The following is a 14,069-nucleotide window of genomic DNA, read 5'->3' on the forward strand; positions in this document are numbered from 1 at the left end:
AACCATGAATGCCTTGAACCAAGCCCATTGCGAAGCCTGCCGCGCCGACGCGCCAAAAGTCACCGACGAGGAACTGGCCGAGCTGATCCGCGAAATCCCCGACTGGAACATCGAAGTACGTGACGGCCACATGGAGCTCGAGCGCGTGTTCCTGTTCAAGAACTTCAAGCATGCCCTGGCGTTCACCAACGCCATCGGCGAAATCGCCGAGGCCGAAGGGCATCACCCTGGCCTGCTTACCGAGTGGGGCAAAGTCACCGTCACGTGGTGGAGCCACTCGATCAAGGGCCTGCACCGCAACGATTTCATCATGTGCGCGCGCACCGACAAGGTCGCCGAAACAGCTGATGGGCGTAAGTGAACGCTGAACGAAGGGGCCGCTGACAGGCCCCTTTTTCGTGAAACCCGTCCGGTATCCGCCCGCAAAACCGACCAGCGACCGGGAAAAGATGCAAACTGTCATCCAGACTTGTGTATCCTGCCCCAGCTTGAACGAGCCTAGAAACGCGCCTGGCGCAGACTTTTCACTCACACTTGCGAGGAACGACGAGATGCATGAAATCCCGAATCTTCCCTTCCCAAGCCTGAAACCCGAAGAGCAAACCGTTGCTGCCCATACCGAACCGACGCCTGCCGTCGAGGATGGCGACGATAAATCCAGCGCTGACCAGGAATAACCGCGCATCCCTCCGACTGTGTGAAAACGGCTGACCTGCGGGCCACCCCCGTCATCACGTTTTCACACCGTTAAGACTCCCTGCTCCGTTGTAACAATCCACTACCACCTGCACCTGGCGGCGCCACGCAGACTCCTGCTCCCTTTCACAGGAGACAGCAGCGTGCAACAGACCGCCGACACCACCGAGATCCTCGCTCGCATCGACTCGCTCGACGCCGAGCACATCCGCCTGCATAGCCCGCTCTCTGGGCCGCTGGACTTGAAAACCTCGCTCAGTGACCATTTCGATCAGGCCTTGGGACTGGGCGCCCTGTTCCCTACCGAGCTGCATGACCAGTCCATGCGAGCGTGCCTGGAAAAGGCGTTTGCCAGCGAAACCGCGCGCGTGCACTTCAACCTCTGCCTGCAGCGCCCGGCGCAATCGCCGGTACTGCCGTTACATGTGGCCCTGCTTCAGAAAAAACTGGCGTACACGGTCATACTCGCCCTCGATGGCACACTTGCGGCCGACATGGCCGACACCACACCCGCCACGCACCCGTACACGATCTGCAGCCTTGCCCAGACGCTATGGACCCGGCAGGTGTGCCAAACCCGTGGCGACTGCTTCATTGCCGCCGCAGTGCTGCGCTACGGACCCGACCCAACCCCTCCCACGATGCCCCGCCGCCCTTCGCGCCCACTGGCGCTGGACGACTATCTGGCATTGCCGTTGCTGGTTGAGCATCTGCTGGCGCCCTCTGCTGGTACCCACACACTCACCCATCTGCTCGAGGTACTCGGGGCTTCACTGTATGCACAGGGTCGACGCTACCGCCCGCCTACTGCCCGTGAGCTGGCGGCAGGGCAGCAACCCAACGCCTATGGCAAGGTCATGTTGCCGGGGCATGCGCTGAACGCACCGCCAAGCCAGGTGCTTGACGCGCTGTTGCACTCGGCCAGCTTCGTCGAGTGGGCACGAAACCTGGCTGACTCTGCCGCATGGGACTCGACTTCCGACTACCTCGCGCTCGGCGAGCAGGCGCTGGTGGATACGCTTTATCCACCTGAAGCCCAGCGCGCCGGCTTCATTCTCGATTTCGAGTTGTTCAGCGCCACCAACGAAACCCTGAGCCCGGAGGAAATCCGCCTCGACCTGACCAACAGCGTCCAGGCCAGCCTCGGCTGCAGCCCTGCGATCGCAGCGCTGCTCAGCGAACTGCTGATGCGCCGCTTCGCCCCTGAGTTGCTGCTGGAAAACTACCCTCTAGGCTTCGTCTATACGCCGGATGTGTGCTGGGCGACCCTGCGGCAAGGCGCGATGATGGCGATGGCCCGACAACGACCGATGACGCTCGAACAGGTCGAACGGGTATTGCAGGCGCCTCAGCAAGAGGATGACCCAATCCCCGCCGAAGCATTGCAAGACACCTTGGCCTTGTGGGCGCAGATCAAAGGGGGGTTCGACCATTCGCCCCCCTGGTCGGAGCAGGAATGGCAACTGGCGCTGCACCGTTATCAAGCCGCCTGCGACCAGGAAAGCCTGCGCGACCTGCCCGACCGCTTCGACGAAGCTCGGCAGCGACTGCGCCTGGCCGGAGTGGATCCACAAGGTCGCGACGTCGATGGGCAGTTGCACCTGCAGCGGTATCTCGACCATGGCGCCGGCTACCGAAACATCGCAGGCTTAGCCGACATGAGCGCATGGTACGACAACGCGTTCGAGGCCTGGGCACAACGGGCCAAGACGCTCTATCAGGCAATCCTGCAACGTTGCCTGGGCCATCTTCCGCAAGATCATCAAGACCGCCTGCGCGATGGCACCTGGACGGCCTACGCCGTGACCTGGCCATCGTACATCGGCAACGCCGGGCGCCCGGCCTACGGCGAGGGAGCGGACGAGGACTGGCATTGGGAGGTCGGCACGCAAGGCATGGTGGTCCATGCCCCTGGCGAGGACAGCGATCTGCTCTACGAACTGTTCCCCGAGCGGGTGCAATGGCGGGTCCAGGTCATTCCGGCGATCCAGCCAGCGCAGCTGCCCGAGTACTTGAACCTCGACTACGATACCTTCAACCAGACCGCGCTTCCCTGGCTCTCGGCTGATTTTCCGATGCTCCGCAGATTGCTCGCAGCGCCCGAGCAGGGGCGGGTCGCGGCGTTGGTAGATTGTTATGCCGATTCGATCGCCCTGGGTAACCGTGACGCTCTGCATGCCTTGGGCAAAGGCCTGAGCGACCATGAACGGTTTATCGCCAGCAGGCACACGACCAGCCTGGGCCGTTACTTGCTTAATTTGTTTTCGAACATCGTGCCGGGGGTCAGCTGCATCGCGCCCCGCACCGGTACCGAGGCGCTGGGCTGTGGGCTCGACCTGCTCATGGTGACAGGCGGAGCCATCAGCGTCGCAGGCCGGCTGTTCAAACCGATCAGGCGGCTATCCAGCGTGCTGGGTGAGAGCGCCGTGACCGCCCAACAAGGCATGGTCCGTGCGGCCAGGCGCTTGAGCCGTGAATCAGCCACGAACGCCTTGAGCCAACGCAACGCTGCGCCCAGGCGCTGGCACAGCGCGCCCGAACTGTCGACATCCACGGCTAACGACCTCATGGTGCAACGCCGGGTCCTGCCCGGACAGACACCGGACGGCCTGCTGCTTGACCGAATCCCCGGCAACAACGCGCCCCTGGCCTGGGAGCACGCGACCCAGCCGCGGCTCATCTATCGCGATGCCGACAACATCGACGCCATCGTCCAGGGCGTCGCCTATCGCCAGCGTCCGGCACAAGCCGTTGCCCGCCGCCTGCAACATGAACCATTGCTCAACCAGGCACCTAGCCTGGAAGGCCCGCTTTACCCCCACGGCGAAGCGCATATCGCCCTGCGCTTCAGCCCGCCGGCGAATGACGCCGGTACCCCATTGCTTGGCCAGCAAATCAGCCACGCCTTCCAGACAGTCCGGATCGAACCGGCACCGATCCGTTTCCGCCCGCAGAATACCCGCTTCGACACCTGGGCCCAGGTAATGGTGCGTGAGGGCAAGGTGGTCCAGCATGCACCCGGGCATCCAAACCGCATAAAACCCTTGCCGGTCTCCGAAACCCAACTCAGGCTCGGCGTCATTGCCCCGCCGGTCTACCATCGGCGCATCGTGGTCGATCCGTCGGCGGAAATCGGATTTGGCCTACCGGATGACCTGCCCATCGAGCAGATCAGGATGATCAACGCGCATTGCCCACCTGTGCGCCTGGGAGGGCTTGCACGTACCATCGCCGACCGGCGTACGTTGCGCGGCGCGGTCATAGACTGGCGCGGCGAGCAATGGCTGGTCGTCGAAGCCGACCTCGGCGTGTTCTATGGCGCCCGGCACCAGCCTTGGGCGTGGCAGGCCACCCTGCCAGTGGTGCCACCGAAGCCCGGCAAGCTGGCACAGGCACCGCGCGATCTACGCCGTTATTTCGACAGGATCCGGGACGAAGAAGCGATCGATCGCTACCTGGAAATCAGCGAAACCTACCGTATCGTCACCCAGCGCCCGAACCTGCAACGCGATATCGACAACCTTACCCAACTGTTGCGTGACTGGATCGACCAGACCAATACCTTCGAACCCATTCAGCGCTCGCCTTTCATGGACTTCCTGCAAGCGGCGCAGTCGCGCCTGCCACCGCTGCATGCCCGCAATATTCTCACCCACGCTCCCGCCCAGGACGCCCTGGCGGGCCTGGCGCGCAGCGGTGTGGTCGGGCTGAACCGGGAAATCATCCCGGCGTGGCGGCAATTCAACCAAGCCAGCCTGGTAGAGCGCCAGCACTTGCTCGGCGTACTCGACGACTTGCTACCGGCCACCGGAAGCGCAGCGCCCTATACCCTCTCGGCCTCGACACCGCTGCTCGACGCCAGCGCTCTGGCTGCCTTGCGTCAGCACTTGCATCCGGCCAACCTGGCGTTTGCCAGCGTAACCCTCAGGGACCAGAGCCGCCTGGTGTTCTTCTCGCTCTCGGGCACCCCCGGCAGGCGCGTACTGGAGATCGTGCCGACGGTGCGACAAACGCCAAACATCCGCTACATCGATGCCCGGCAGGCGATCCAGGGGTTGCCATCGGACCCGCGCTTCAGCGAATTGACCACCCTGCGCCGTGCGGACTTTCTTGCGGTGCGCCACCACAAACGCCACCTCGATGCCGAGCGACAGATCGCCACCGCGCTCAATCATGCCCTGCTCGCCCGCAGCGCCGAGGTTGAAAGCATCGCGTTCTTCACCCTGCTCGATACCTGCCGCTCGTGTGGCGGCTACGTCCTGCCCCGGCTGCGCCTGGATTACCCGCAGGCAACGTTCAGCGTGACCTGGATGCTCGAATACCCGGTCTGACCGCTTGCTGAAAACCTTCACCCACAAACGTCCTTGCTGTGGTTAAGATGGCAGCACACCACGCCCGCCTTACCGCAGCAATGGACCTTGCAATGCCACAAAGCCGTACGTCTTCATTGGCCATCACCGCCCAGGTGGTGTCCATCGTCCTGTTCACTTTCATTGGCTACCTGAACATCGGCATCCCGCTGGCCGTGCTGCCCGGTTACGTGCACAGCGAACTGGGTTTCAGTGCCGTGATCGCCGGGCTGGTGATCAGCGTGCAATACCTCGCCACCCTGCTCAGCCGCCCCATCGCCAGCCGCATCATCGACACCCTGGGCAGCAAGAAAGCGGTCATGTATGGCCTGGCCGGCTGCGGCCTGAGCGGCGTGTTCATGCTGGCCTGTGCGTTTCTCACCGAGCTGCCCTGGCTGAGCCTGGCCTGCCTGTTCATCGGCCGCCTGGTATTGGGCAGCGCCGAAAGCCTGGTGGGATCGGGCTCGATCGGCTGGGGCATCGGCCGGGTCGGCGCCGAGAACACCGCCAAGGTCATTTCCTGGAACGGCATCGCCAGCTACGGCGCACTGGCGATCGGCGCGCCGCTGGGCGTGCTGATGGTCAGGCACCTGGGGCTGTGGAGCATGGGCGTGAGCATCATCCTGCTCGGTGTGATCGGCCTGCTGCTGGCCTGGCCCAAGCGTGCCGCGCCCATCGTCAGCGGCGTGCGCCTGCCGTTCCTGCGCGTGCTGGGCAAGGTGTTCCCGCATGGTTCGGGTCTGGCCCTGGGGTCGATCGGCTTCGGCACCATCGCCACTTTCATCACTCTGTACTACAGCAGCCGAGGCTGGAGTAATGCAGCCCTGACCCTGAGCCTGTTCGGTGCCAGCTTCATCAGTGCGCGCCTGCTGTTCGGCAACCTGATCAACCGTATCGGCGGTTTCCGCGTGGCTATCGTGTGCCTGTCGGTGGAGACCCTGGGATTGCTGATGCTATGGCTCGCGCCCAATGCCGAGCTGGCCCTGGCGGGTGCGGCACTGAGCGGGTTCGGGTTCTCGCTGGTATTCCCGGCGCTGGGGGTGGAGGCGGTGAATCAGGTCTCGGCCGCCAACCGTGGGTCGGCGGTGGGGGCGTATTCGTTGTTCATCGACCTGTCGCTGGGGATTACCGGGCCGCTGGTGGGGGCGGTGGCGGCGGGGTTCGGCTTCGCTTCGATGTTTCTGTTCGCCGCCGGGGCGGCGGCGTGTGGGCTGGTGCTGAGTTTGTATCTGTACCGGCAGGCGCGGGTGGGGCGCAAGCAGGTGCCTTGATCTGATTTTTCAGGTGCCGTTTCGGGCCTCTTCGCGGGCAAGCCCGCTCCTACAGGTACTTCACCGAATTCAGGAGCGGTGGGGTACTTGTAGGAGCGGGCTTGCCCGCGAAGAGGCCCGATAAGGCCCCAGCAGGCTTCAGCGCTGCGCGTACTGCAGCACCACCTCCAGCGGATGGCGCATCTGCCGCTCGGTCATGCGTTTGACCTGGCTACGGCACGAATAGCCCGTGGCCAAGGCCTCGCCCTGCTTGTCCAGCTTGGTCGCCCAGGACTGCTCGAAGATGGTCCGCGACGTCTCCTGGTTACGCGCCTCGTGCCCGTAGGTACCGGACATGCCGCAGCAACCGGTGGCCTCGGTCACCAGCTTCAGCCCCAGGCGAGCGAACACCTGCTCCCATTGCTTGGTACTGGCCGGCACGTTGGTCTTCTCGGTGCAATGCGCCATCAGCCGGAAAGGTACCGGCGCTGCCGGCGCGACCTGTTCGGGCAGCACCTTGACCAGCCACTCCTGCGGCAGCAAGACCGTCGGGCAACCCTCCAGGCCCGGCACCTTCTGGTACTCCTGGCGATAGACCAAGGTCATCGCCGGGTCCAGGCCCACCAGCGGCACGCCGCAATCGGCCAGGGCCTTGAGCTGGGCGGCATTACGGATCGCCGCCTTGGCGAAGGCGCCCAGGAAGCCCTGAACGTGGAGCGGCTTGCCGTTGGCGCTGTAAGGCGCAAGGAACACGCGATGCCCCAGGCGATGCGCCAGCTCGATGAAATTGGCCAGCACCGACGTCTCGAAGTAACGGGTGAAGGCATCCTGCACCAGCACGATGCTGCGCTCGCGCTGCTCCGGGGTCAGTTCCATCAGCGCCGGCACACTGGCCACGCCGACCTTGCAGCGGGTGAGGGTCGACTGGAAGTTGAAACGGCTGATCAACGGGCTGTCGACCATGCCGATCTTGTCGGCCAGCAGCTTGCTCACCCACTTCGAGCCCATCACCGCGTTGTACAGCCCAGGCGCATGGGCCAGGTACGGAATGGTGAACTCGAGCGAGCCGATCAGGTAGTCGCGCAGCGGGCGCTGGTAGCGGCCGTGGTACAGCTCGAGGAAGCGCGAACGGAAGTCCGGCACGTTGACCTTGATCGGGCACTGCCCCGCGCACGACTTGCACGCCAGGCAACCGGCCATGGCGTCGTACACCTCGTGGGAGAAGTCTTCCTGGCCCTGGCTGCGCGCACGGTTGTTGCGCAGCCGTGCTGGCAGGCCCTTGAGCCACGAAACCTTGTTGCGCGCCGCCGCCAGCACGTCGATGTTGGCCTCGCCCTGCAGGCGCAGCCATTCGCGCATCAGCGAAGCACGGCCCTTGGGCGAATGCTGGCGTTCACGGGTGGCCTTCCACGACGGGCACATGGCGTCGTTGGGGTCGTAGTTGTAGCAGGCGCCGTTGCCGTTGCAGTGCACGGCACTCGGGAAGTCCTGCCACACGCGCTCGTCGATGGTACGGTCGAGGTCGCCGCGCAGGGTCACGCCATCGACCTTGGTCAGGCCTTCGGTACTGTCGGGCGGGGTACAGATCTTGCCGGGGTTGAGTTGGTTGTGCGGATCGAACGCGCCTTTCAGGCGTTGCAGCGCAGGGTACAGTTCGCCGAAGTATTCCGGCACGTATTCCGAGCGCAGGCCCTTGCCGTGCTCGCCCCAGAGCAGGCCGCCGTAGCTTTTGGTCAGCGCCGCCACGGCATCGGAAATAGGCTTGACCAAGGCAGCCTGGGCCGGATCCTTCATGTCCAGCGCCGGGCGAACATGCAGCACGCCGGCATCGACGTGACCAAACATGCCATAGGCCAGGCCATAGCCATCGAGCAGCGCGCGGAAGTCGGCGATGTAATCGGCCAACTGCTCCGGCGGCACCGCGGTGTCCTCGACGAATGGCTGCGGGCGGACTTCTCCTTCGACGTTGCCGAGCAGGCCCACCGAACGCTTGCGCATGGTGTACACGCGGGTCACGGCCTCGGCGCCCTCGGCCAAGGTATGGCCCAGACGCTCGACGCTGGTATCGCTGCGCAGGTGCTCGATGAACGCTTCGACCCGGGCATTGACCTCGGCAGGCTCGTCACCGCAGAACTCCACCAGGTTGATGCCCAGGGTCGGACGCTCGGGGTCGGCCGGGAAATATTCGGCAACGCTATGCCAGACGATGTCCTTCATCGCCAGCATCAGCACCTTGGAGTCGACCGTCTCGATCGACAGCGGCTTGAGCGCCATCAGCGCATTGGCATCGCGCAGGGCATCCATGAAGCTGGTGTAGCGCACGTTGACCAGCACCGCGTATTTCGGGATCGGCAGTACGTTGAGCTTGGCCTCGACCACGTAACCCAACGACCCTTCGGCGCCGCACAACACGCTGTTGAGGTTGAATCGGCCCTGCTCGTCGCGCAGGTGGGCCAGGTCGTAGCCGGTCAGGCAGCGATTGAGCTTGGGGAACGTGCGCTCGATCAGTTCGCCCTGGGTTTCCTGGATCTCGCGGGCCATGCGGTACACCTCGCCAACCCGGCCAGGCGCGGCGCAGGCCTGCTCCAGCGCGGTGTCGTCGATCGGCAGGCTGTGCAGGCGCTCGCCTCCGAGCAACACGCTGTGCAGCTCGAGCACGTGGTCGCGGGTCTTGCCGTAGGTGCAACTGCCCTGTCCACTGGCATCGGTGTTGATCATGCCGCCAACGGTGGCACGGTTGGAGGTGGACAGCTCGGGGGCGAAGAACAGGCCATGGGGCTTGAGCGCGGCATTGAGCTGGTCCTTGACCACACCGGCCTGGACCCGAACCCATCGTTCCTCGACATTGATCTCGAGGATGCTGTTCATGTGCCGCGACAGGTCGACGACGATGCCGTCGGTCAGCGATTGGCCGTTGGTGCCGGTGCCGCCACCGCGCGGGGTCAGCTTGACCTGCTGGAAGCGGACATCTCCCATCAAAGTGGCCACCCGCGCCACGTCGTCGGCGTCCATTGGGAACACCGCCGCCTGGGGCAGGCGCTGGTAGATCGAGTTGTCGGTGGCCAGCACCGTACGGGTGCCGTAGTCGGCGCTGATCTGGCCACGGAAGCCGCTGCTGCGCAGGGCTTCGAGGAATTCGGGGTAGTTGGCGCTCGGCGGGGTGGTCTGCAGCTGGGCGATCATCGAAGGATGGCCTCTTGATATTGGCTAATTCACGGAAAACCTGTCGTACCGGCATGGGTCGTTTCATGCAGGGATGACGTATGGGCCAATGTTCCTGTAGTTTCGCTGCGGGGGCAAACGGATAATCCTGCCGCTATCGATGACTTTTATGAATGAATTACCGACACCTCACTCCGTCGATGTCGCTACTGCTGGCTTTCGAGGCTGCTGCCCGGCATGAAAGCTACACCCGCGCAGCCGCTGAACTGTCGCTGACCCAAAGCGCCGTGAGCCGCCAGGTGCAGGCCCTGGAGCAGCAACTGGGGCTGACCTTGTTCCGCCGCGAAGGCCGCCAGGTGCAGTTGACCGATGTCGGCCGGCTGTACCAGCGCGAGCTGAGCGAGGCACTCGGGCGCATCCGCAGCGCGACCTTGCAGGCGTTGGCCTACCAGTCCGGGGTCGGCACCCTGCGCCTGGCGACGCTGCCGACCTTCGGTTCCAAGTGGCTGTTGCCGCGCCTGCATGCGTTTTACAGCGCGCATCCGGGCATGCTGGTGCATATTCATTCACGAATCGAAGCCATCAACTTCGCTACCAGCGAAATCGACGCCGCCATCGGCGTGGCCAGCCACGACCTGCCTGGGTTGATCTGCCATCGCCTGCATGCCGAGGAGCTGGTGGTGATACTGCCGCCGCAGGCTGCTGGCGATGACCACGGCTGGGGGCCATCGCGGATCAGCGAAGAGGTGCTGCTGAACGTGGCCAACAACCCGCATGCCTGGGGCGAGTGGTTCTCCCACCACGGCCTGCCGCACCGGGCAATGCGCCTGGGGCCGAGTTTCGAGCTGACCTCGCACTTGATCCAGGCGGTGCGGGCGGGGATCGGCATTGGGCTGGTGCCACGGATTCTGGTGGAGGAAGAGCTGGCCAAGGGCGAGTTGTTCAGCCCTGGGGAAGCGTTTGCCAGCCAGCGCAGCTATTACCTGATCTATCCGCCGAGGAACGAGGCGTTGCCTTCGCTGCGGGCGTTTCGCGGTTGGTTGTTGGAGCAGATCTGACATTTCTACAGCCCGCGAAGGGCCGGCACAGACAACAAAAAGCCCGATGCCAGTCACCTGACATCGGGTTTTCATCAAGCGCTAACACTTACTTGGCAGCAGCTTGAGCCACCACCCGGCGCTTGCCCTTGACCACGTAGAACAGGAACATCACCAGCAACCACACCGGAATCGCATACACCGAGACCTGGATATCAGGAATCATCAGCATGACGCCCAGGATCAGCACCACGAAAGCCAGCACCAGGTAGTTGCCATACGGGTAGAACAGCGCCTTGAACAAAGGCTTCTGCCCGGTACGGTCGAGGTGCTGGCGGAACTTCAGGTGCGAGTAGCTGATCATCGCCCAGTTGATCACCAGGGTCGCGACCACCAGCGACATCAGCAGCTCCAGTGCATTCTGCGGCATCAGGTAGTTGAGCAGCACGGCGATCAGGGTCACGGCCGCCGATACCAGGATCGAACGCACCGGCACCCCGCGCTTGTCGACCTTGGCCAGTGCCGCCGGGGCATCCCCTTGCTCGGCCATGCCCAGCAACATGCGGGCGTTGCAGTAGGTGCCGCTGTTGTACACCGACAGCGCCGCGGTCAGTACCACGAAGTTCAGCAGGTGGGCGGCCACGTCGCTGCCCAGCATCGAGAACACCTGGACGAACGGGCTGCTGCCGTAGCTGCCGCCGGATGCGTCGATGCTGGCGACCAGGCTGTCCCAAGGGGTCAGCGACAACAGCACGACCAAAGCGCCGACATAGAAGATCAGGATCCGGTAGATGACCTGGTTGATCGCCTTGGGGATCACGGTCTTCGGCTTGTCGGCCTCGGCTGCGGTGAAGCCGAGCATTTCCAGGCCACCGAACGAGAACATGATGAATGCCAGGGCCATCACCAGGCCGCTCACCCCATGCGGGAAGAAGCCACCGTGCGACCACAGGTTGCTCACCGAAGCGTCCGGACCGCCGCTGCCGCTGGTCAGCAGGTAAGCGCCCAGGCCGATCATGCCGACGATCGCCGCGACCTTGATGATCGCGAACCAGAACTCGGCCTCGCCGAACACCTTGACGTTCATCAGGTTGATGGCGTTGATCAGCAGGAAGAAACCGGCCGCCGTGACCCAGGTCGGGATCTCCGGCCACCAGTAGTGGATGTACTTACCGACTGCGGACAATTCCGACATGCCGACCAGGATGTACAGCACCCAGCAGTTCCAGCCCGAAAGGAAGCCGGCAAAGCCGCCCCAGTAGGTGTGGGCGAAGTGGCTGAACGAGCCGGCCACCGGCTCCTCGACGATCATCTCGCCCAGCTGGCGCATGATCATGAAGGCGATGAAGCCGCAGATGGCGTAGCCAAGGATCATCGACGGGCCAGCGGATTTCATCACCCCCGCCGAGCCCAGGAACAGGCCGGTACCAATCGCGCCGCCGAGGGCGATCAATTGGATATGGCGGTTCTTCAGGCCGCGCTTCAGCTCGCCTGAATGCATGTTTTGTCCACTCATGAACGAAGTCACCTGCATTGTTTTTATCTGTGACGGAATCGGACCCACCGCGCTCGTGGCGCAGCGGAATGGGCAAGGTGGTTACCTTGGGTTTCTTGAGCACGGGCCAGCCAGCCGGCCTTGAACAAGAGTGCGCGGGTACGCAGGAGGGTCACAGGTAAAACGCGGCGCACTGTATACCCCCGCAAGCGCGCAGGCGTCAACGCGTTGCGTCAATTCCCGAGAGAAAAACGCAGCGTGCCTGGGGTAGAGGCCTTGGAAGGCTGGGTGATCGGCGTACATGGCGCCTCCATTTCTTGTTCTGTAGACCCGACTCTACGGTCGGGCTTCTTGCACACGGCAATGCCCGCTATCTCAGCGTTGTAGAGCGGTTGCGGCAAGGGGGTGGACGCAGATGGAGGGCTCTTGAGGAAGGCGCTTGCGGAAAGCCATGTTTACAGAGGACAGAAAAATCCCAAAACAGGGCTGCTTTCAGCTGATTTTGTACAGATTTGTTTACAGGGTGGTTCGAGAACTTGCCAGTCGTCCGAAATAATCTTTCCGTTCAACAGGTTGGCGAAGCTGGAGTGCCTATCGCAGGCACAAAAAAGCCAGCCCGGAGGCTTATGCTGTTCACTTAAGCACGACATCGCCGGCATTAGGGCCGCTTTGCGGCCCATCGCGACACAAGGCCGCTCCCACACAGACCGTGAATGCCCCTATTTACAGGGCAACCACGGACAATGTGGGAGCGGCCTTGTGTCGCGATGGGCTGCGTAGCAGCCCCGGCAATCTCAAGTGAACTGCATTAGACCGGAGGCTGGCTTTGGGTCACCGCAGCGAATCAACCACGCGGCTTGCCACGACCACGGCCTGCCGGCTTGTCACCTTCGGGCTTGGTAGGGCGCTTGCGCATGTCGCTCGGGCGCTCGGCCACGGCGCTGCCGCGGCTGCCCTTGCGCGGCGCTTCTTCGCGCGGCTGGCGCGCAGGACGCTCGGCAGCGCCGCCCTCATGGGCCGGACGCAGGTTGCGTACCCGCTCGTTGCGCCCCATCGGCCGGGAGGATTTGCGCTGCATGCGCTCCATGCGGTCCTTGGTCTTGAGGTTGACCGCTGGCAGCGCCACCGGCTGCAAGCCTACCTCGGCAGCGAGGATGTCGATCTCGCCCTGGGTCATTTCACGCCAGCGGCCCATCGGCAGGTCGGAGTTGAGGAACACCGGGCCGAAGCGCACGCGCTTCAAGCGGCTGACCACCATGCCCTGCGATTCCCACAGGCGGCGTACTTCGCGGTTACGGCCTTCCATCACCACGCAGTGATACCAGTGGTTGAAGCCTTCGCCGCCCGGCGCCTTCTGGATGTCGGTGAACTTGGCCGGGCCGTCTTCGAGCATCACGCCGGCTTTCAGGCGCTCGATCATCTCATCGTCGACTTCGCCACGTACACGCACCGCATATTCGCGGTCCATCTCGTAGGACGGGTGCATCAGGCGGTTGGCCAGTTCACCGTCGGTGGTGAACAGCAGCAGGCCGGTGGTGTTGATGTCCAGGCGGCCGATGTTGATCCAGCGACCTTCTTTCGGTCGTGGCAGGCGGTCGAACACGGTTGGACGGCCTTCCGGGTCGTCACGGGTGCAGATCTCGCCATCGGGCTTGTTGTACATGATCACCCGGCGGGTGGCCTCGGCAGCCTCCTCGCGCTTGATCAGCTTGCCGTCGACGGCGATGGCGTCGTGCAGGTCGACGCGCTGGCCGAGGGTGGCCTCGACGCCGTTGACCTTGATGCGGCCCTGGCTGATCCAGGCTTCGACGTCACGGCGCGAGCCCACGCCGATGCGCGCCAGCACTTTCTGCAGCTTTTCGCCGGATGGAGGGGTGATCTCGGTATCTTGCAGGTCTTGCTCACTCATCTGGGCACCTCCCGGTGTAGGAATGAAAACAGGGTTCTGGCGACGAACGCGCCAAAAGGCCGCGCATCATACGCGGTTCGGGTTGGGAACGCACTGGAGCGTAGAGGGTTTTGTGGGCTTTGTTGACTGTTTCTGCCTAATGGTAGTGGGCAGTGCCGGCCTCTTCGCGGG

General features: G+C 63.7%; 8 protein-coding genes. 5 read left to right on the forward strand and 3 right to left on the reverse strand.

Annotation, left to right across the window (positions count from 1 at the left end):
• Positions 1 to 4: 4 nt before the first annotated feature.
• The 4 genes from E6B08_RS22165 (at position 5) to E6B08_RS22175 (ending at position 6,316) form a co-directional block, all read left to right on the forward strand.
• On the forward strand, positions 5 to 361 hold the full coding sequence (locus E6B08_RS22165) for a 4a-hydroxytetrahydrobiopterin dehydratase (protein ID WP_136915972.1): 357 nt from the start codon (positions 5 to 7) through the stop codon (positions 359 to 361).
• A 190-nt stretch (positions 362 to 551) separates the two neighbouring features.
• Positions 552 to 677, forward strand: coding sequence for a hypothetical protein (locus tag E6B08_RS31355; protein WP_265411721.1), 126 nt, complete (start codon positions 552 to 554; stop codon positions 675 to 677).
• Positions 678 to 839: 162 nt separating this feature from the next.
• Positions 840 to 5,027 carry a deaminase domain-containing protein gene (locus E6B08_RS22170; RefSeq protein WP_136915973.1) on the forward strand — a complete coding sequence of 1,396 codons (4,188 nt, stop codon included), beginning with the start codon at positions 840 to 842 and terminating at the stop codon, positions 5,025 to 5,027.
• 92 nt (positions 5,028 to 5,119) lie between these two features.
• Complete coding sequence (locus tag E6B08_RS22175) at positions 5,120 to 6,316, forward strand: MFS transporter (protein WP_136915974.1); 1,197 nt, start codon at positions 5,120 to 5,122, stop codon at positions 6,314 to 6,316.
• A 138-nt stretch (positions 6,317 to 6,454) separates the two neighbouring features.
• Here E6B08_RS22175 and E6B08_RS22180 read toward each other — a convergent pair whose 3' ends face one another.
• Entirely contained in the window at positions 6,455 to 9,478 is a 3,024-nt protein-coding gene (locus E6B08_RS22180) for an FAD-binding and (Fe-S)-binding domain-containing protein (protein WP_136915975.1), read from the reverse strand.
• 152 nt (positions 9,479 to 9,630) lie between these two features.
• Here E6B08_RS22180 and E6B08_RS22185 point away from each other — a divergent pair, with 152 nt between their 5' ends.
• A complete protein-coding gene (locus E6B08_RS22185; protein WP_136915976.1) occupies positions 9,631 to 10,515 on the forward strand; it encodes a LysR substrate-binding domain-containing protein in 885 nt (294 codons plus the stop codon).
• An 88-nt stretch (positions 10,516 to 10,603) separates the two neighbouring features.
• Here E6B08_RS22185 and E6B08_RS22190 read toward each other — a convergent pair whose 3' ends face one another.
• Both E6B08_RS22190 and rluB read right to left on the reverse strand, forming a co-directional pair.
• On the reverse strand, positions 10,604 to 12,010 hold the full coding sequence (locus E6B08_RS22190) for an amino acid permease (RefSeq protein ID WP_192938579.1): 1,407 nt from the start codon (positions 12,008 to 12,010) through the stop codon (positions 10,604 to 10,606).
• A gap of 823 nt (positions 12,011 to 12,833) precedes the next feature.
• Entirely contained in the window at positions 12,834 to 13,898 is a 1,065-nt protein-coding gene (rluB, locus tag E6B08_RS22200) for a 23S rRNA pseudouridine(2605) synthase RluB (protein ID WP_136915978.1), read from the reverse strand.
• Between the last annotated feature and the right edge of the window lie 171 nt (positions 13,899 to 14,069).

The sequence above is a fragment of the Pseudomonas putida genome, assembly GCF_005080685.1.
Lineage (GTDB): Bacteria > Pseudomonadota > Gammaproteobacteria > Pseudomonadales > Pseudomonadaceae > Aquipseudomonas > Aquipseudomonas putida_V.